The organism is Desulfuromonas carbonis (assembly GCF_054658035.1).
Map to the genome: position 1 here is coordinate 94738 of NZ_BAAHXR010000005.1, position 18644 is coordinate 113381.

Genomic DNA, 18644 nt, shown 5'->3' on the forward strand with positions numbered 1-18644 from the left:
TGTAGCAACCCTCCCGGCAAATGTCAAAACATTCGCAGGTTCAGCGCGGCAGGACGGGGTGCCAGACGAGGCGATCGATGCCACGGTCGGCGAGGTCTTCCGGCAGCGTGTCGTGGCGCAGGAACTGGGTGTTCCCCCCCTGCAGCAGCGGCACCCGGTGACGCGGCGAGCTGAGGGTAAAAACCTCCCCGCAGCCGGCGGCGCAGCCACGCGGGTCGCTGCCGCTGCGGTAGGGGCAGTTGCGGCTGCTGGCGACCATCGCATAGGGGTAGTGGAGCGACCCGTGGAGGCCGCCCGGCAGGGGCGCGATCCCCTGCAGCAGGTTGTCGAGCTCAACCCGGGCGATCCCCAGTTCTGCCAGCAGAGCCCTGGCCCCGGCGGCGTACCAGCTGCCGCTGCGAAAGTACTCCTGCTCGGCGGCTGAGAGCTTGAGGTCGAGAATCTGCGGCCCGCGCTTCTGCCCGGAGAGGACCCGGCCGAGGACGACGGTCCGCTCCGGATCGACTTCCCGCACCAGCTCCAGGGCGCCGAGATCGGAGATCAGCACTTCGTCACCGGCGGCGAGCAGCGGCAGAAACTCGCCAAGGAGGCGGCGCAGGGGGTCGAGGGAGGTCTCGATCAGGACCGGGGTGGCGAGGGTGAAGGGGATGCCGGCGCTGCGGGCGGCCTGCAGCGCCTGACGCAGTGCGGGGAGCGTCGGCAACATCCAGGGGCAGAACTCGGCGCCGAAGTAGAGGCGGGAAAAACCGGCCGGCAGGGCGCCGTCGAGGCGGTTGAGAAAGAGCGCGCGCTCCATCTCAACCCTGGTGGTCGGCGGCGGGGACGAGCAGGGTCAGGGTCTGTCCGGGGCGCAGCACGTGGTCGGCGGAGAGATTGTTCCAGCCGATGATCTGCGCGGTGCCGACATCGAACTGGCGCCCGATCCCCCAGAGGGTGTCGCCGGGACGGACCTTGTAGATCACCTTCTGGGTCGGTCCGCTGCTCGCCTTGGCCGTCGTCTTGACCGGCTTGGCCTGTTTCGCCCCCTTGGCGGAGACGACCAGGACCTGACCGGGGCGGATGGTGTTGCTCCAGCCGAGGCGGTTCCAGACCCGCAGCTCTTTTTCGCTGACATCAAAACGCTGCGAGATCTTCCAGAGGCTGTCGCCGCTGCGCACCGTGTAGAGCTGGCGGCGGGTGCGGATATAGTCGTCCTTGAGCTCATCCACCGGCAGCCGGCTGAAGCTCTTGTGCAGCGGCAGCACCAGGTCGGTGCCGATGGAGAGCACCCGCGGGTTCTTGATGCGGTTGAGGGCGATGATGTCATCGACGCGGATGCCGTACTGCTTGGCCAGGGCGAGCAGGGTGTCGCCGCGCTTGACCTTGTGATGCTTGTAGTTGGCGCGCTGGCTGGCGGGGATTTTGGCATAGCCGGCGAGGAACTGCTCGCGACTGCCAGCGGGAATCCGCAGCTGGTAGTCGGTCTCGCCCGGCGGCGTGCACCAGCGCTTGAGCTCGGGATTGAGCTGCTTGATTAGCTCATAGTCGACGTCACAGAGACGGGCGACGATCTCGAGGTCGGTAGCGCTCGGCACCGTCACCGTGTCGTAGGCGAGGGGGTCATGGTACTCGATGTCGGTAAAGCCGTACTTTTCCGGCTCCTTGGCGATCAGCATCGCCGCCAGCAGCTTCGGCACGTAGTTCTTGGTTTCGGCTTGCAGGTACTTGCCGCGGGAGAGCTCCCAGAAGTCGCGGGTGTCGTACTTGCGCACCGCCGTCGCCAGCTTGCCGGGGCCGGCGTTGTAGGAAGCGACCGCCAGGTACCAGTCGCCGTCCATGCGCTGATGCAGGTCCTTGAGAAAACGGGCGGCGGCAGCGGTCGATTTCTCGAAGTCACGACGCTCGTCACGCCACCAGTCGCTCTTCAGCCCCATCATTCTCCCGGTACTCTCGATGAACTGCCAGGGGCCGACGGCGTGAGCCCAGCTGTAGGCGCGGTCGTTGAACCCGGATTCGATCATCGCCAGGTAGGCGAGGTCCTGCGGCAGGCCGGCGGCCGCGAAGGTCTCGCGCATCTGTGGCAGGTAGCGGCCGGAGCGGGCGAGCCAACGATTGAAGGCGTTGCGCGCCGGGCCGGTGTAGTAGTCGAGAAAGTAGCGAACCTTGTCGTTTTCCACCACCGGGAAGTCGAAGGTGACCGCGGCCGGTACCGTGATTCCCTCTTCCTCGGGGGCTGCCTGGTCGGCGCCGGCGAGGACGGCGTTGTCTTCGAGGGTTTCGGCATCGACCCCCTCCACCTCAACCGCCGCCTCTTTGGCCAGCGACTCGATTTCGGCTAGGGCGGCATCGACTTCGTTCTCACCGGAAAGAGCGAGGTCGTCCGGTGCGGCAATCAGCAGCGGCAGTGTGGCAGGGTCAACCGGGGCGGTTGCCGCAACCGGTCCCTTCGCCGGGGGAGGCGTGGACGGCAGGCAGCCGGCAAGTAGAGCCACCAGGATGGCAGCGAGAAAAGAACGCATCATCAATTCCTCCTGAAAAACCGCCACAGGCTATAGGAGTTCCCCTTATGTGTCAAGGAGTTCCGCCTCACCGGGCCAGAAACGGCGCTGCAGCTCGGCGAGCAGCGGCAGGAAGCTGGAGCGGTCGAGGGCGGTAACCGGCAGGGCGGAGAAGCGCCGTGCCAGGGCTTTGGCCTCGCCGGCATCGATCAGGTCGATCTTGTTGAAGACGAGCTGGCGGGGGATACGGTCGAGTTCGAGGTCGGCGAGAATCCTTTCGACCGCCGTGATCTGCTCTTCGAAGCGCGGGTTGGCGATATCGACCACGTGCAGCAGCAGGTCGGCATCCTCAAGTTCTTCCAGGGTCGCCTTGAAGGCGCCGATCAGGTTCTTCGGCAGCTGGCGGATGAAGCCGACGGTATCGGTGATGATCACCTCCCGCTCCAGCGGAAAGCGCAACCGGCGGGTGGCGGTGTCGAGGGTGGCGAAGAGGAGGTTCTCGGTGAAGACGCTGCTCTGGGTCAGGGCGTTGAGGAGGGTCGACTTGCCGGCGTTGGTGTAGCCGACGATGGAGACGATCGGCACCTGGGCGCGGATCCGTTTCTGGCGCCGCTGTTTGCGGCCGCGGGCGAGAGTGTCGAGCTGTTTTTCGAGCCGCGAGATGCGCTCGCGGATGCGGCGCAGGTCGATCTCGAGCTTGGTCTCCCCCGGACCGCGGCCGCCGATGCCGCCCATCAGGCGCGACATGGCGCTCCCCTTGCCGCGCAACCGCGGCAGGATGTACTTGAGCTGGGCGAGCTCGACCTGCACCTTGCCGTCGAGGGTATGGGCGCGGCGGGCGAAGATGTCGAGAATCAGCTGGGTCCGGTCGAGGATCTTCAGCGCGGTGATGGCGGCCAGTGAACGGGCCTGCACCGGGGAAAGTTCCTGGTCGAAGATCAGCAGTGTCGCTCCCTGCTGCAGGGCGCTGATGATCACCTCCTTGAGCTTCCCCTCCCCCATCAGGGTATTGGGGTTGAGCTGGCGCGGGCGCTGCACCACCCGCTCGAGGACGACGACATCGGCGGTGCGCGCCAGCTCGCTCAGCTCGTCGAGGGAGTCTTCGATCGCCTGACGCGGCGCCTGGCTGACCGAGATCAGCAGCGCCTTCTCGCGAGTGTCGGAGAGATCGACGGTCTCGGCCATCTTCCGCTCGAGCTCGGCGTCGAGGGCGGGCAAAAAGGCGGTGAGATCGAGCTCGAAGTCGTGGAGATGGGGCGCAGCCAGGATTTGGGTGGCGGGTTGGCCCGGGCGCGGCGGCAGCAGATGGGCATAATCGACCCGTCCCGGCAGGCCGTCGCTGCCAACGGCGATGGCGGCGATCAGGTCGAGCCGCAGCAGCGCCAGGTCGGTAAGGTCGTCCTGGGAGAGGGGCTCCCCTTTCAGGTGGGTGTGGACGCAGCGCAGCCCGCGCAGGCCGCTGCGACCGAAACTGAAGGCGGAGAGGTCGGGAATGACGATCTCACGGTCGTCGCCGACGATGACATGGTGAATCGTCCCGGCGCGGTCGATGATCAATCCGAGCTGGCGACGCAGCTCATGGGAGCGCTCGGTCACGTAGCGGCCGAGTTCGGGGGAGATCAGCTGCTCGGGAGGAATACGCCGGCGATAGATCCGCTCCAGCGCCTGGAGCTGGCTCGGCTTGAGACCGGCGAGGTTACCGTAGAGGGTGGTCTGAGCCATGGCTTAACCCGCTATCAAGGTTTTCACGCGCTGGCGCGTGAGAAAGACTGCTGCGACCAGAGAAAGGGATTCCTTGGCCACGGATGAAGACGGATTAGACGGATCAGGCCAAATCACTCGGAACAAATCCCTTGCACCGGCCCTGAAAACCCGTGGTGATCAGATTTGATCGGTGTCCGGAGAAGCCAGGCGAAAAAGTTGTTCAAACAAAAGGGGACCCCAGCAGGGGTCCCCGGTATGCTCAGGCAGACTAAGACCGCAGCATCAGGCCGAGACCACGACGTTGAAGCCGGCATCGACAAAATGAACCTCGCCGGTGACGCCGCTGCCGAGATCGGAGAGGAAATAGACGGCCGATTTGCCGACCTCTTCCTGGGTGACGGTGCGCCGCAGCGGCGCGTAATCGTCCATCAGGGCGATCTTCGACTTGAAATTGGCGATCCCCGAGGCGGCCAGGGTGCGGATCGGCCCGGCGGAAATGGCGTTGACACGAATCCCCTGCTCGCCCAGCTCGGCGGCGAGGTAACGGGTCGCCGACTCCAGCGCGGCCTTGGCGACGCCCATGACGTTGTAGTTGGGAACGGTGCGGGTTGCGCCGAGGTAGGTCAGAGTGAGGATGCTGCCACCGTCGGGCATCAGGGGCACGGCGTAGCGGGTGACGGCGACCAGGGAGTAGGCGCTGATATCCATCGCCAGCTTGAAACCGTCACGGCTGGTCTGACTGAAGGGACGCTTGAGGTCTTCGCGGTTGGCGAAGGCGACGGCGTGGACGACGAAGTCGATCTTCCCCCAGGCCTTGCCGACTTCGGCAAAGGTGCGCTCGATATCGGCATCGCTCGCCACGTCACACGGAAGGATCAGGCTGGCGCCAACACTCTCGGCGAGGGGACGCACCCGTTTCTCCAGCGCCTCGTTGAGATAGGTGAAGGCCATTTCGGCCCCCTGCTCGTGCAACTGCTGGGCGATCCCCCAGGCGATACTCATATCGTTGGCGACACCAAAGATGATGCCGCGTTTGCCCTTCATCAGACCCATTGCTTCGTCCTCCGTGGAAATTGATAACCGCGCTATCCGCCGCCCCCGGGCGGGATAAATCGCAGGAATCCTGCATGACCGCTCCGCCGCGAAGGAGCCGCTGGCGAAGTAGCATTATCTATCAGACTATGGCCCGTAAATCAAGGTTTTTGACCAGGAGCGGCCGCTTTCGCCGCGGGGGTCTCCGGCAGCGACTTGTCGCTGCCGAGGAGGATCAGCAGGTCGTCGGCCTGGCGGTAGCCGGGCAGGATCTTGCCGTCGGGGAGGACCAGGGTCGGCGTCGAGCGGATTCCGAGTTCGGCAGCGAGCTTCAGGGTGTCGTCGACCTCCTGACCACTGCAGAGCGGCGGGGGCACCGGCTGGCCGGCAAAGCTCGCTTCGAGCATTTCCAGGGAGCGGGCGCAGACGATGCTGCGCGAGATGCTGTCGGCGTTGGGGTGCATCGCCAACGGGAAGAGCTTGATGTAAAAGGCGATCTGCGGATCGGCGGCGACCACCTGCTTGAGCTCGGCGTGGAGTTTGCGGCAGTAGGGACATTCAGGGTCGGTGAAGACGATGATCCTGGTTTTGGCGGTGGGGCTGCCAAGGAGGAGGGCATCCTCCAGGGGAATGCGCTTGACATCGATGCTGTTGCTGCGGGCCATCCGCTCCTGGGTCACGTTCTTCTTGTCAGCAAGGCGGATGATGTTGCCCGAAACCACGTAGGACTTGGAATAGTCGACGTAGAGGGGGAACTTCTGCTGATTCTTTTCGACCTCGACCGCCCAGACGCCGGGCATCTCCGCCTCCTCGACCTTGAGGACGCGATCGACGCCGTCCCCGAGCAGGCGGTTCGCCTCGGTGACGGTGAGGCTGTGGCAGTCGGCACACTTGCCGGCGCCGCAGCCCCCTTCCATGAAGGCGAGGGCCGGCGTGGAGAGCAACAGGACGAAAACCAGAACGGGCAGCAACTTCATCGGATAACCCCTCTATCGACCACCTTGCCGACCGGCACCCTGCCCGTCGTTCTCCGGTGGTTCCTGGACAAGGAGCTATTTTACTTGTTTAACCCTCCCGGCGCAAGAGGGTCTCCGGCGAGCTTCTCCGGAGCGCACCTTATTTGATCAGGCCGACCTCCCGGAAATAGCGGGCGGCGCCGGGATGGAGCGGTGCCGAGAGCCCCTCCAGCATATTCTTCCGGGTCAGGGTCGCCAATGCCGGATGCAACGTGCGCAGCTCGTCGATATGTTCGAAGACCTCCCTGGTGATCCGGTAGATGGTTTCTTCAGGGATATCGGCCGCAGTGCAGATCGTCGCCTTGACGCCGAAGGTTGGCACATCGTCCTGGTTGGCCACCCCCGGGTAGTCCCTGACCGGGATCAGGACCGGCGCGTAGTAGGGCTGTCCGGCGACCAGCTTCTTCACCAGCTCGGCGGCGACTGGCACGAAGTTGACCTTGCGCCGCCCCGAAACCGCCTCCCGGATCGAGCCGTTGGGGTGACCGACGGTGTAGAAGTAAGCGTCGATACGCCCCCGCTGCAGCATGCCGGCCGCCACCACCGGCTGGATCCCTTCGGTGGTGAGATCCTTGTCGACATCGATTCCCGCCGTCTTGAAGAGATCGAGGGCATTGACCCGCTGGCCGGTCCCCGGGATGCCGATGTCGACCACCTTTCCTTTCAGGTCGGCCACCGACCGAATATTCTTGTCGACCGCGGCGAGGATCGTTACCGCCTCGGGATGCAGGGAAAACATCGCCCGCAATTCGGTCTGCGGCTTACCGGCCCAGGCGCCGCGGCCGGTGTAGGCCTCGTACTGGATATCGGACTGGACCACGCCGAGCTCCAGGTCTCCGGCCATCAGGGCGTTGACGTTGTAGACCGAGCCGCTGGTCGATTCGACGGTCATGCGCAGGTTGTATTCCTTGCGCTTCATGTTGACCAGCTTGCTGATCGCCCCGCCCGCCGGGTAGTAAACGCCGGTCAGCCCCCCGGTACCAATGGTGACGTACTCGGTCGCCGTAGCGGCCACGGCCGGAGCAAAAATTATCAACGTGGTGATGGCGAACAGTGAAAGAAATCTTTTCATGCGCTCTTCTCCCCCGGAAAGTGAACCTAGACGCCAGGGTGGACGGATGGCGGTTGACAAGCAGACCGCCGCCGTGAAAAAATCCGCCTGCCATCCGGTTGCCGTCACCCTCTCAAGACCCAGTCCATGGATATTTTCAGCCTCTTTGCCATCGCCCTCGCTCTCGCCATGGACGCCTTCGCCGTCGCCCTCGGCGCCGGGCTGACCCTGCAGCGCCTCGGCGGCCGCCACCTCTTCCGGCTCGGCTTTCACTTCGGCCTGTTCCAGGCGCTGATGCCCATCCTCGGCTGGCTCGCCGGCCTGACCATTCAACGCTGGATCGAAAGTTACGACCACTGGGTCGCCTTCGGACTACTCGCCCTGGTCGGCGGCAAGATGATCCACGAAGCCTTCGCCGCTGCCGAGGTGCGGGACGAGCGCGACCCGACCCGGGGGCTGACCCTGGTGCTCCTTTCGGTCGCGACCAGCATCGACGCCCTCGCCGTCGGCCTCTCCCTGGCGATGCTCCAGGTTTCGATCTGGCTGCCGGCGCTGGTTATCGGTCTGGTCGCCGGCGGCCTGACCGTTGCCGGCATGCTCCTCGGCCGCCGCATTGGCGCCCGCCTCGGCGCCCTCTGGGGACCACGGGTCGAAATAGCCGGCGGCCTGATCCTCATCGCCATCGGCATCAAGATCGTCCTCCAGCACCCCTGACCCATCTCCTCCCTCAGCACTCAGCGCCGCCCCCCCATGCCCCGATGGGGAAAACCGGTGACATCGAACTGCCAGTCGCTGAATCCGAACATGTAACCGTGATCGAGATTGCGAAAATGCCACTGGTTGCGGTGGTTGAAGGCGACCAGGCGATTCATCGCCGCGATATCGAGATGCCAGCCGCCGTTTTTACGGTGCAGAAAATAGGGAGGGTTGCGCCGCTCTTCGATCGGAAAGCGGATCACCGCCAGCGGCCCGTTGCTGATTACCGCCGCATGACTCCAGGCGGCATCGAGAGCGGCCAGTTCATTGTCCTGCTGGGCATCGGTCACCAGCCAGCGCCGCAGAAACTGTCGGGTTTCCGTGGTGTAGAGATCGAGGTCTGGGTCCTTCAGGCGCAAACGCAGGACCTGGCGGTAAAGGTCGAGGGTGGCCAGCGGCGTGGGCTGGGCGCGAAAGCGGTCGGATTGGGTGGCCACGACCGCTGACGCAGCGCCGGCACCGATAGCGACCGGGATGCGCGCCCCGGCTCCGCCCCCGGCATGGCGAAGCGGCAACGGGGAAGTCGCTGATTCTGCTGGCTCCTCGCCTTTCAGGGCCTTGCCGACCAGCAGCTCGGTGGTGGCGGCGATGCCGTCGGCGACCCGGCCGGAGGCAAAGAAGGGGGCCATCTGCCGCATTTCGATATAACCGATAAAAGCGTCGGGGAAGATTCCTTCGAGATCGTAACCAATCTCCATGCGCACCTGGTTCCCCTCGGGATCAACCAGCAACAGCACCCCGCGGGCGCCCCGGACCAGGCTCTCGCGACCGAACTCTTCAAACAGCTCCCGCGCCGTGGCATCGAGATCGGGGGCGGGCTGGTCGAGAATCACCAGCCAGAGGTGGACGTCGATCTGTTTCAGCAACTGGCTCTGCAAGGTGCCCAGCTGGCGTTGTTCCGCCCGGGTCAACAGTCCGGCCCGGTCATCGATCAGGCCCGGGGCCGGATTGACCTGTTCACAACCGAAAAGGGCCAGGACCTGCAGCAGTCCCAGCATCAGCCAGCGCCAGTTTTTCCAGGTGCCTGAAGCTCTCACGATCCTCCCACCAACAGCAGAGAGAGCTGTGGCCAGTAGGTGATGATCAGGACGCTGAGGAGCAAAATCAGGAAGAAGGGGATCGTCGCCCGGTAGATGACGGTAATCGGTTTTTTGAACCGATAGCTGGCGATAAAGAGGTTGAGGCCGACCGGCGGCGTCAGGTAACCGATCTGCATGTTGGCGAGAAAGATGATGCCGAGATGGAGCGGGTCGATGCCGAAACCGATCGCCACCGGCAGAATCAGCGGGACCACCAGCACCAGGGCCGAAAAGATGTCGAGCAGGGCACCGAGTACCAGCAGGAAGAGGTTGAGCAGGATCAGAAAGGTGAGCGGGCTCGAAACGTGGTTGCGGACAAAAGCGAAGAGCCGGGTCGGGACGCCGGCGTCGATCAGGTAGTTGGTCGAGGCGAGGGAGACGCCAAGGATCAGCAGGATGCCGCCGACCAGGACCATCGACTGCCGGATGATCCCCGGCAGCTTGCGCAGGGGAATCTCCCGCAGGATCAGGACCTCGGCGAGAAGGACATAGACGGCGGTGACCGCCGCCGCTTCGGAGACGGCGAAGTAGCCGCCGTAGATGCCGCCGAGCACCACCAGCGGTAGCGGCAGCTCCCACTTCGCCGCCCGGAGCGCGGCGCCGACCTCGCGCCAGGAGGAGGCGGCGAGGGGGAGCCGGTGGTTACGGTTGCACCAGAGGCTGTAGGTGCCAAGGAGGAGCACCATCAGGGTTCCGGGCAGGAGCCCGGCGAGGAAGAGCCGATCGATGGAGACCCCGGCTCCGGCGCTGCTCTGCTGGGCGACGATGCCATAGAGGATCAGCGGCAGCGACGGCGCGAAGAGCAGGCCAAGGCTCCCTGAGGTGGTGACCAGACCGAGGCTGAACGCTTCGGTGTAGCCGTCCTCGCGCAAGGCCGGGTAGAGGAGCGCGCCGAGGGCGATGATGGTCACCCCCGAGGCCCCGGTAAAGGCGGTGAAGAGGGCGCAGACTGCCAGGGCGACGATCGCGAGGCCGCCGGGCATCCAGCCGATCAGTGCCCGGGTCAGGCGCACCAGCCGTTGCGGGGCGTGGCTCTCGCTGAGCAGGTAGCCGGCAAAGGTAAAGAGCGGGATGGCGAGCAGTACCGGCATTTCGGCGATACGGTAGAACTCGATGGCGACCACGGAGAGATCGACCCCGGAGCGCTGGAAACCGAGCAGGGCGCTGGCGGCAATCACCGCGAAGAGGGGCGCGCCGAAAAGGGCGAGCAGGATCAGAACCAGGCCGGCGAGGATCATTCCGCGACCTCCCCGGCAATCAGCCTGAGCAGGTCCCGGATGAGGAAGACGCCGTAGCGCCAGGCGATCAGGCCAAAAGCGAGGGGAATCGCCGCCTCGAACAGCCACGCCGGAATCCCGTCGAGGAGAGTGGTAGCGTATTCGCGCTCGCCGGCGACGAAGCGGCCGCCATGCCAGGCGAGCAGACCGCAGAGTCCGGTTGTAAAGAGATCGACCAGGACCCGGGTCGCCAGGCCGAGCCGGCCGGAAAGCCAGCGCGAAAAGATATCGATATTGATGTGGTTGTCGTCCCGGCTGGCGGCGACGGCGCCGAACAGGCCGACCCAAAGCACGAGGATGCGCAGCAGCTCATCGCTCCAGACAAAGCCGGCGGCGAAGAGGTTGCGCTGCACGATCTGCAGGGCGGCAAGGACGAGGAGCGCACAGAAGAGCAGGACCAGGAAGGCATCCTCCAGGCGCCGCCCGCAATGATCGAGCTTGACGAGAAATTTCGGCAGGGGTCGGTTCATGGTAACCAAAGGCCGGGGGGGCACCGCCCGGGGTATGGCTAGTTGCCAGCGCGACGGTATTCGGCGAGCAGCTCCTGCAGGCGGTCGAAGAGTTGCGGGGTAAAGGTCCCCTCCTGGCGCAGCTCGCGGGCGAGGTTGGCAGCAACATTCCGCCAGTGCTCGACCGCAGCCGGCTCGGGGGTGACGAAAGCAACCCCCTGCTGGCGCATGGCGGCGGCCGCGGCAGCATCGTCAAGGCGATTCTGGTGATCGAGATTCTGGTAGATCCGTCCCATGACCTCCCGCACCACCGCCTGGTCGGCAGCGTTGAGCCGCTTGAAGGCACGTCCGTCGATGGCGAGCAGGGCTGTCAGGTAGGAAAGGGGCGTATCGGTCACGTACTTGATCCGGGTGTACCACTGGAAGGCAACCGCCGCAATCGGCGAGGCGGGAATGATATTGATCAGCCCGGCCTGCAGCCCGGTCATGACGTCGGTCAGCGGCAGGGTGACCGGGGAAAGCCCGAGGGTCTCCATGCCACGGTAGCTGATCGTATCCCCTTCCGGCACCCAGACCTTGCGGGACTTCATGTCAGTGGTGGAGCGCACCGGCACATCGGCCATGAGCAGGGCGAACCCCCCTTCGGCAAAACCGAAGCTGATGAAGCCGGCGCTTTCAAGGCCCTGCAATAGGAGGGGATCGAGGCGGCTGCGAACGTAATCGACCTCGGCCAGGGAGCGAAATTGCAGCGGCAGGCTGTAGAGTCCGAGGTCGGGATAGACATCGGCAAGGCCGCCGGCAGTGAAGGCGCCGCCGTGCAGTTGGCCGACGCGGATCTTGCGCAGCACGCTCTTGTCGTTCCCCATCACGCCGCCGGCGTAGAACTTGAAATTGACCCGGCCACCGGTGCGCTCTCGAATCTCGTCGGCTCCCTGGCGCATCGCGCGCATCCAGACCGATCCGTCCGGAGCGACGGTGGCAATCTTCAAATCAAGGGCCGACGCCGGGGCGGCGCCCAGCAGCGACAACAACACTCCAGAAAGGAGCAGCAGTCTAGCGATCATCGGAAAAACTTCTCCAGGGCAGGAAAAAGGAACGTTCCTTCAGACAGGCCACATCGTTACTCAGAAATACTGGTCCGCCGACGCCAAAAGCTCCCGCGCCTGGCGCTGGGCGAGGGTGTTGGTCAGGGTCAGGCCGGGGCTGCGCGGATCGGCGGCGAGCACTTCCTGCAGCAGCCGGTCGTGCAGTTCCCGGTCGTAAACCAGCCGCGCGTAGCTGCGCGCCAGTTCCAGCTTGACGCCCAGGTCACGGCCGGCAGAAAGCTCGATTGCCCGCTCAAAATGCTTCCGGGCCAGCTCCGGCTGGCCGCCGAGGGCGGGTGGGCGCAGGGTCAGCAGGATGCCGAGCAGGGTATGGGCCGAGCCGCCGCGATACCCTTCGTCGAGCATCAGGATGCGCCCCAGTGCCGCCTCGACCTTGGGCAGATCGGCGATCGCCCCCCAATCGTCACTGTTGGCCTTGATCCAGGCGAGCCAGCCGACGGTCATCGCGTAGAGGGCCGGCACCTGGTCGGCATCGTCGAGCCGTTCCAGGCCGGCGGCAAATTCCGGGTAGGGACGCTCCGCGAGGGCGCAGAGGTCCTTCTTCTCGGCACAGAGGGCACGCGCACCGTACTCTCGGGCGCGCCCGGCGAGCCGCTGGCGGCGGCCGTTATCCTCGACAAAGGTCGTGGCATAGAGGGTGTAGAGCTGGGCGCCGGCACTCAGACGCCCGACATTTTCCGGGTCGGCCTCGATCAGGGTGTCGATCAGCACCAGGTAGGCGGGAGCGCCGTCGCGCACCGTCTCCGGATCGGGCTGGTCAAGAAGCGCCCGGGAAAGGTTCCCGGGCAGGTTGCCGAAGCCACAACCGGCGAGGAGGAGCGCCAGACCGGCGAGCAGCTTGCGCAACGGCCGCAGCGACGGCCTCATTCCAGACCTCTTCACCACACCCTCACTAAACGACAAAGACCATTCCCAGGATGCCGAAACTTTTGACCGATCCGTCTGCGCTGGTCAGCGAACAGAAAAGCAGGTTGTGATAATCGAAGGAACTCGCGTAGAGATGGCCGAGACCAATCTTGCCGAGGACCTTGTTTTCGCTGCGGAACGCTTCCTGGATCTTCTGCTGGTGACGGGCCCGGGTCGGGTTGGCGAGCAGGCAGAGCAGGAGGATGGCGGCAACAAGGGCGAGTTGGGTAAGTCGTTTCATTACAGGAGCTCCAGTCGATCGATTTGTCGTGCACCCCTGACGGGGCGGCTCAACCATGGCACAAATTGTCGTTTCTGGCAACCGTCTCCACCCCGGGCGACGGCTAGTTCCAGACTCCCGGCAAGGCGGCGCCGCAATGGCGGCAGGCGCCGGCGTCGAGGGCAGAATCGACCACCCTGAAGCCGCGGCGGGCAATGACCGTCTCGCCGCAGGCCGGGCAGTGGGTATTCTCCCCTCCGGCGCCCGGGATGTTGCCGGCATAGACGAACTGCAGTCCCGCCTCGTGCCCATGGCGCCGCGCCCGTTGCAGCGTGGCCATCGGCGTCGGCGGCGCGTCGGTCAGGCGGTAGGTCGGATAGAAACCGGTAACATGCCAGGGGACCTCCACCCCCAGCTCCCCGGCAATGAAGCGGGCAATCCCGGCCAGGTCGCTATCGCTGTCGTTGTGGCCGGGGATGACCAGGGTGGTGATCTCCAGCCAGATCCCGAGGCGCCGGTAGGTGTGCAGGGTCTCCAGCACCCCCTGCAGGTTGGCGCCGGTCACTTCCCGGTAGAAACGGTCCGAGAACCCCTTGAGGTCGATATTCACCCCGTCGAGGTAGGGGGCGACGACCGCCAATGCCTCGGGGGTGGTGTAGCCGTTGCTGATGAAGACGTTCTTGAGACCGGCCGCCCGGGCCAGCACGGCGGTGTCACAGGCATATTCGAGGTAGATGGTCGGCTCGGTGTAGGTGTAGGCAATACTCTGGCACCCCGCGGCCAGGGCGCGGCGGACGATCTCCGCCGGCGCCAGGTCATGTCCAGGTATTTCGGGGTGATGGTGGGGCCATTGGGAGATCTCATGGTTCTGGCAGTGCAGGCAGCGGAAATTGCAGCCGACCGTGGCAATCGAGAAGCTCTCGCTCCCTGGCAGCAGGTGGTAAAGAGGCTTCTTTTCGATCGGGTCGATATTCTCGGCAATACTCCGCCCGTAGACCAGGCTGTAAAGGGTACCGTCCCGATTCTCGCGTACCGCGCAGATGCCGCGCCCGCCGCTGGCGATCAGGCAGCGAAAATGACAGAGCCAGCAACGGACTTTGCCACCCTCGGCACTCTCCCAGAAACGTGCTTCCTGCATGGCAACTCCTTTCCGGTTCGAAGGACAGGAGGAATCATTATAACAGCAGGCGGCAGATTTCTCCGCAACCACCCCGCTCCGGCTAGAACATGAACCGGCGCATGCTCACCGAGAGGAGCATGCCGGTGCCGATCATTGTCGTTACCATACTGGTGCCACCGTAGGAGAAGAGCGGCAGGGGGACGCCGACCACCGGCAACAGCCCGATGACCATGCCGAGGTTGACGACAATATGCCAGAAGAGCATCGCCACCACCCCTACCGCGAGAAACATTCCGAAACGATCCGCCGCGCGCCGGGCGATGTAGATCCCCCAGATGATGATGAAGAGGTAGAGGGCAAGCAGGAGCAGGGAACCGGAGAAGCCCCACTCCTCGGCAAAGACCGAGAAGGCGAAATCGGTATGCCGCTCGGGCAGAAAGGAGAGCTGGGACTGGGTTCCCTGCATGTATCCCTTGCCGAAAAAACCGCCGCTGCCGACGGCGATTTTCGACTGGATGATATGGTAGCCGGAACCGAGGGGATCCCGCTCCGGGTTCAGGAAAGTGCGGATACGCTCCTTCTGGTAGTCGTGCAGCAGAAACCAGCCGCCGACCAGACTCAGGCTGCCGAGAAAGCCGAGGACCAGCACGGCCGAGCGCCGGATGCCGGCAAAGAGGGCCATGGTTCCGCCGATGAAGATGATCAGCATCGCCGTCCCGAGGTCGGGCTGTTTCAGGATCAGCAGTACCGGCAGCCCGAGCAGGGCAAAGGGGATCACCAACTCCCGCAGCGTATAGCCGAGAAAGTGCCCCTTGTCGGCAAAGAAGCGGGCGAGGGTCAGGATGATGACCAGTTTCATGATCTCGGAGGGCTGCAGGTTGAAGAAGCCAAAACTGATCCAGCGCGTCGCGCCCATTGAGGTCTTCCCGACCAGCAGAGTCAGCAGGAGCAGGACCAGGTTGATGCCGTAAAGGAGGAAGCTGTAGTGTTCGAGGTGACGATAGTCGAAGGAACTGACCCCCAACGCGATTATCAGACCGATGAGAAGCCAGTAGATCTGCTTGAGATAGACCGGGGTGGCACTGCCGCCGAGAGAGGCGGCGGCGCTGTAGAGGTTGAGGATGCCGATACTGGTCACCAGGCAGACCAGCAGCAGCAGAATCCAGTCAAAATGGGTCAGCAGGCGGCGGTCGAACATCACGTCAGTCTCCGCTGAAGGGAACCGGAATGACCGGGTCCGGGGCATCGATGCCGAAATAGCTCTTGAAGATCGCCTTTGCCACCGGCGCCGCGGCGCTGCCACCATGGCTGCCGTGCTCGACCACCACCGCCACCGCAATCTGCGGATTCTCGGCCGGTGCGTAGGCAACAAAGAGCGCATGATCGCGAAACCGGTAGGCGACCTCCTGGCGCTCCACTTCCCGCCCTTCCTTCATCCGCACGACCTGGGCGGTGCCGGTCTTGCCGGCGACGCGGACCTGGTCGAGATGACTTGCCCACCCGGTCCCTCCGGCGTCGTTGACCACCGCCTCCATGCCACGCTGCACCGCGCGCAGGTCGGCCGGGCTGATGTCGGCGACACCGATCACTTCCGGCTCCGTCGCGCTCAGCACCTGGCCGTCAAGGTCGGTGATCTCCTTGACGACATGGGGACAATAGAGGGTGCCGCCGTTGGCTATGGTGGCCGTCATGACCGCCAGTTGCAGGGGGGTTGCCGTCACGTATCCCTGGCCGATGGCGGCAATCACCGTTTCCCCATCGTACCAGCGGGAACCGTAGCGGCTGCGCTTCCATTGGCGATCGGGGATCAGACCGGGTTTTTCGCCACCGGGAGGATACCCGAGAACCTGGCCGAGCCCGAGTTCGCGGGCGGTTTCGGCGATGGAGTCGATGCCGACTTCAAGGGCCGCCTGATAAAACCAGACATCGCAACTTTCCCGCAACGCCTTTTTCAGATCGGTGTGGCCATGCCCCTCCTTCTTCCAGCAACGGAACTCGCGGTTGCCGACGGCGAGGCTGCCGGTGCAATCAAAGGAAGTTCCCGGCGTTATCAACCCGGCCCGCAGCGCCGCCAGCGCCGTCACCATCTTGAAGGTCGAGCCGGGCGGGTATTGCCCCTTGAGGGCCTTGTCCTGCAACGGATGGCGCGGATTCTTCAGCAGAGCCACCCATTCCTTGCCGGAGATGCCGCGGGCGAACTGGGCCGGATTGAAGGAGGGTCGACTGGTTATCGCCAGGATCTCCCCGTTGCGGGGATCGATCGCCACCGCCGCACCCGCCTGGTCACCGAAGGCCTCTTCCGCCGCCTGCTGCACCTTGCGCTGCAGGGTCAAAAAGACCTTGTGCCCGGGACGGGATTCCTGGGTTTTGAGGATGCGCAACTCCTTCCCCTTGACATCGACCTCGATCAGCCGCTTCCCCTCTTCGCCGCGCAGGTCGCTCTCCAGCGTCTGTTCGAGTCCGCCGCGGCCGATGAAATCCCCCGCCCGGTATTCAGCAAAGCGTTCCTCCCCCAGTTCCCGCTCAGTGATCTCGCCGAGGTAGCCAAAGAGGTGGGCGGCCATCTCCTGGTAGGGGTAGGATCGCAGGGGCCGGACCTCGATGAGAACACCGGGAAGATCGATGGAGTTTTCCTGGATTCGCTCGACGACGTCGCGGCTGACATCCTCGGCGACCGGAAAGGGGCGGTAAGGGGGGAAGCGGCGCCCTTCGTCCCAGCGGGCGGCAAGCGCTTCCCGGGGCACCCCGAGATAATCGGAGAGGCGGGTGAGCAGCTCTTCCTTCTCGTCGACCTCCTGGCGCAGCACCGAAACGGTAAAGGCCGGCCGGTTGGCGATCAGCAATTCGCCGTCACGGTCGTAGATCGGGCCGCGCGGGGCGGCAATCGGCAGGTAGCGGATGCGGTTGCGCTCGGAGAGCGCCAGATAACGGTCGGCACTGATGACCTGCAGATACCAGAGGCGCAGCCCCAGAAGAAGGAAGACCGCCATGGCAAGGAGCGAAACAACCAGAAAGCGGCGCCGCAGACCGGGATGCTCGGTCCAGCCGGAGTCAAGACTCATAGCGGCTATCCAGTCGCTGCAGCCCGGGGATGCCACGCCGCGGCAGGAGCCGACGCTGCAGACCGGTGACGAGCTTGAGCAGCAGCCAGGCGAAGCAAAGGTTCAACAGCATCTGCAGGCTGAGGCGGGGAAGGATGACCACCCAGAGCTGGTCGATGTCAGCAAGAAAGCCGAGACCGATAATGACGGCCCCCTCGAGCAGAGTCCCGCAACCGACCATGAAAAGCAGGAGCAGGGAATTCTCGGCATTGAACCGGCCGACCGCACCGCGCACGGTGAGAAAGACGGCCAGCAGCGCCATACCGTAGAGCCCGAGACTCGACCCGGCAAAGACATCGAGGAAGCAGCCAAGGAGGTAGGCGAGGAAACTGCCGCGCAAATAATCTTCGTTGAGACCGAGATAGACGATCAGGATCAGCAGCAGGTCGGGGGCAAACCCGAGGGGGATCATGCGCGGCAACAGGCCGGCCTGCAACAGGATGAAGAGATAGCCGAGGAGAAAATAGGCGCTGACCCGGGTCATTTCTGCACCTCGGTAAGGAGCACCAGGACCTCCTCCAGGCGGCTGAAATCGACCGCCGGAGCGACCTGCACCGACTGGAACAGCCCGTATTCCTCCCGCGTCACGGCGGCGACGCTGCCAAGCACCAGCCCCTTGGGGAAGACTCCGCCGGTGCCGGAGGTGACAATGCGGTCGCCGACGGCGATCTCCTCGCGGCGCAGGGCGAAGTCGAGAACCAGCTGGTCCCCCTGGCCGCGGCAGACGCCGCGGGCGCGGCTCTCCTGGACCAGCGCGGCCACGGCCGAGGAAGCATCGGTGATCAGCAGCACGCGCGCCTGGTGGGGGGTAACGCGGATGATCCGGCCGACGGCACCCTCGGCAACAACCACCGGCATTCCTTCCCGCAACCCTTCGCGACTCCCTTTGTCGATCGCCACGGTACGGAACCAGCTCGAAGCATCTTCGGAGATCACCTGGGCCGGCAGGGTCGGCAGCGCCAGAGTCTCCTTGAATTCGAGGAGCCGGCGCAGACGCTCATTGGCGAGCCGGACTTCCTGCATGCGATCGAGTTCACCACGCAACTGGCGGGTCTCGGCAAGGAGCCGCTGGTTTTCCTGGCGGGCGCCAACCAGCCAGACATAGTCTTCCCACCAGCCGGAGACGCCACCGGTCATGGTGGCGAGGAGGTGGTGCAGAGGGAGGGTCAACTGGAGGATGGAGCGCTCGAACAGGGTGGTATGTTCACGGTTGCGAAGATTGGCTGAATAGAGGAGGAGCGCGACCAGCAGCAGGAACGCTGCCATCAGCGGGATCCGGAATTTTCGCAGCAGTTCCAGCATCGGGGATATTTCCGCTGGCGGCGGCACGAAAAAGGGGGGCCGCGGGCC

Annotated in this window: 18 protein-coding genes; 1 reads left to right on the forward strand and 17 read right to left on the reverse strand. The window is 64.6% G+C overall.

Translation table 11 applies throughout. The annotated features are described in order from the left end of the window. Positions 1 to 40: 40 nt before the first annotated feature. The 6 genes from ACYQ8E_RS17965 to ACYQ8E_RS17990 all read right to left on the reverse strand — a co-directional run bounded on the left by ACYQ8E_RS17965 (position 41) and on the right by ACYQ8E_RS17990 (position 7301). A complete protein-coding gene (locus ACYQ8E_RS17965; protein WP_066727856.1) occupies positions 41 to 796 on the reverse strand; it encodes a hypothetical protein in 756 nt (251 codons plus the stop codon). A 1-nt stretch (position 797) separates the two neighbouring features. Continuing rightward, complete coding sequence (locus ACYQ8E_RS17970; RefSeq protein ID WP_066727857.1) at positions 798 to 2501, reverse strand: lytic transglycosylase domain-containing protein; 1704 nt, start codon at positions 2499 to 2501, stop codon at positions 798 to 800. 42 nt (positions 2502 to 2543) lie between these two features. Further along, the gene (hflX, locus tag ACYQ8E_RS17975) at positions 2544 to 4199 is read right to left on the reverse strand and encodes a GTPase HflX (protein WP_459861696.1); all 1656 of its coding nucleotides are present in this window, start codon (positions 4197 to 4199) and stop codon (positions 2544 to 2546) included. Between the two features lie 264 nt (positions 4200 to 4463). Beyond that, positions 4464 to 5234 carry an enoyl-ACP reductase FabI gene (locus ACYQ8E_RS17980; protein ID WP_066727859.1) on the reverse strand — a complete coding sequence of 257 codons (771 nt, stop codon included), beginning with the start codon at positions 5232 to 5234 and terminating at the stop codon, positions 4464 to 4466. A gap of 140 nt (positions 5235 to 5374) precedes the next feature. Further along, positions 5375 to 6190, reverse strand: a complete 816-nt coding sequence (locus ACYQ8E_RS17985; RefSeq protein ID WP_066727860.1) for a DsbC family protein — start codon at positions 6188 to 6190, stop codon at positions 5375 to 5377. A gap of 139 nt (positions 6191 to 6329) precedes the next feature. Then, positions 6330 to 7301 carry a TAXI family TRAP transporter solute-binding subunit gene (locus ACYQ8E_RS17990; RefSeq protein ID WP_459861699.1) on the reverse strand — a complete coding sequence of 324 codons (972 nt, stop codon included), beginning with the start codon at positions 7299 to 7301 and terminating at the stop codon, positions 6330 to 6332. A 126-nt stretch (positions 7302 to 7427) separates the two neighbouring features. On the opposite strand from ACYQ8E_RS17990, the gene ACYQ8E_RS17995 reads away from it, so the two are divergent. Beyond that, the gene (locus ACYQ8E_RS17995) at positions 7428 to 7994 is read left to right on the forward strand and encodes a manganese efflux pump MntP (protein WP_459861701.1); all 567 of its coding nucleotides are present in this window, start codon (positions 7428 to 7430) and stop codon (positions 7992 to 7994) included. 20 nt (positions 7995 to 8014) lie between these two features. Here ACYQ8E_RS17995 and ACYQ8E_RS18000 read toward each other — a convergent pair whose 3' ends face one another. The 11 genes from ACYQ8E_RS18000 to mreC form a co-directional block, all read right to left on the reverse strand. Beyond that, positions 8015 to 9073, reverse strand: a complete 1059-nt coding sequence (locus ACYQ8E_RS18000) for a TPM domain-containing protein (RefSeq protein ID WP_459861703.1) — start codon at positions 9071 to 9073, stop codon at positions 8015 to 8017. Continuing rightward, entirely contained in the window at positions 9070 to 10353 is a 1284-nt protein-coding gene (locus ACYQ8E_RS18005; RefSeq protein ID WP_066727864.1) for a TRAP transporter large permease, read from the reverse strand. The genes ACYQ8E_RS18000 and ACYQ8E_RS18005 overlap by 4 nt, the downstream gene beginning before the upstream one ends. Then, positions 10350 to 10862, reverse strand: a complete 513-nt coding sequence (locus ACYQ8E_RS18010) for a TRAP transporter small permease (protein ID WP_459861706.1) — start codon at positions 10860 to 10862, stop codon at positions 10350 to 10352. Before ACYQ8E_RS18010 ends, ACYQ8E_RS18005 begins: the two co-directional genes overlap by 4 nt. 38 nt (positions 10863 to 10900) lie before the next feature. Beyond that, positions 10901 to 11905, reverse strand: a complete 1005-nt coding sequence (locus tag ACYQ8E_RS18015) for a TRAP transporter substrate-binding protein (protein WP_459861708.1) — start codon at positions 11903 to 11905, stop codon at positions 10901 to 10903. A 60-nt stretch (positions 11906 to 11965) separates the two neighbouring features. Beyond that, positions 11966 to 12814, reverse strand: a complete 849-nt coding sequence (locus ACYQ8E_RS18020; protein WP_459861710.1) for a TRAP transporter TatT component family protein — start codon at positions 12812 to 12814, stop codon at positions 11966 to 11968. A 25-nt stretch (positions 12815 to 12839) separates the two neighbouring features. Then, the gene (locus ACYQ8E_RS18025) at positions 12840 to 13094 is read right to left on the reverse strand and encodes a hypothetical protein (RefSeq protein WP_459861712.1); all 255 of its coding nucleotides are present in this window, start codon (positions 13092 to 13094) and stop codon (positions 12840 to 12842) included. 103 nt (positions 13095 to 13197) lie between these two features. After that, positions 13198 to 14211: an AmmeMemoRadiSam system radical SAM enzyme gene (gene amrS / locus ACYQ8E_RS18030; RefSeq protein WP_066727869.1), complete on the reverse strand. Its 1014-nt coding sequence runs from the start codon at positions 14209 to 14211 to the stop codon at positions 13198 to 13200. Positions 14212 to 14293: 82 nt separating this feature from the next. Next, positions 14294 to 15391 (reverse strand): rod shape-determining protein RodA, encoded by a 1098-nt coding sequence (gene rodA, locus ACYQ8E_RS18035; RefSeq protein ID WP_066727870.1) that lies wholly within the window; start codon positions 15389 to 15391, stop codon positions 14294 to 14296. Between the two features lie 4 nt (positions 15392 to 15395). After that, complete coding sequence (mrdA, locus tag ACYQ8E_RS18040; protein ID WP_459861717.1) at positions 15396 to 17255, reverse strand: penicillin-binding protein 2; 1860 nt, start codon at positions 17253 to 17255, stop codon at positions 15396 to 15398. After that, positions 17245 to 17778 (reverse strand): rod shape-determining protein MreD, encoded by a 534-nt coding sequence (gene mreD, locus ACYQ8E_RS18045; protein WP_066727872.1) that lies wholly within the window; start codon positions 17776 to 17778, stop codon positions 17245 to 17247. Before mreD ends, mrdA begins: the two co-directional genes overlap by 11 nt. Beyond that, positions 17775 to 18596 carry a rod shape-determining protein MreC gene (gene mreC / locus ACYQ8E_RS18050; RefSeq protein ID WP_066727873.1) on the reverse strand — a complete coding sequence of 274 codons (822 nt, stop codon included), beginning with the start codon at positions 18594 to 18596 and terminating at the stop codon, positions 17775 to 17777. Before mreC ends, mreD begins: the two co-directional genes overlap by 4 nt. Positions 18597 to 18644: the final 48 nt, after the last annotated feature.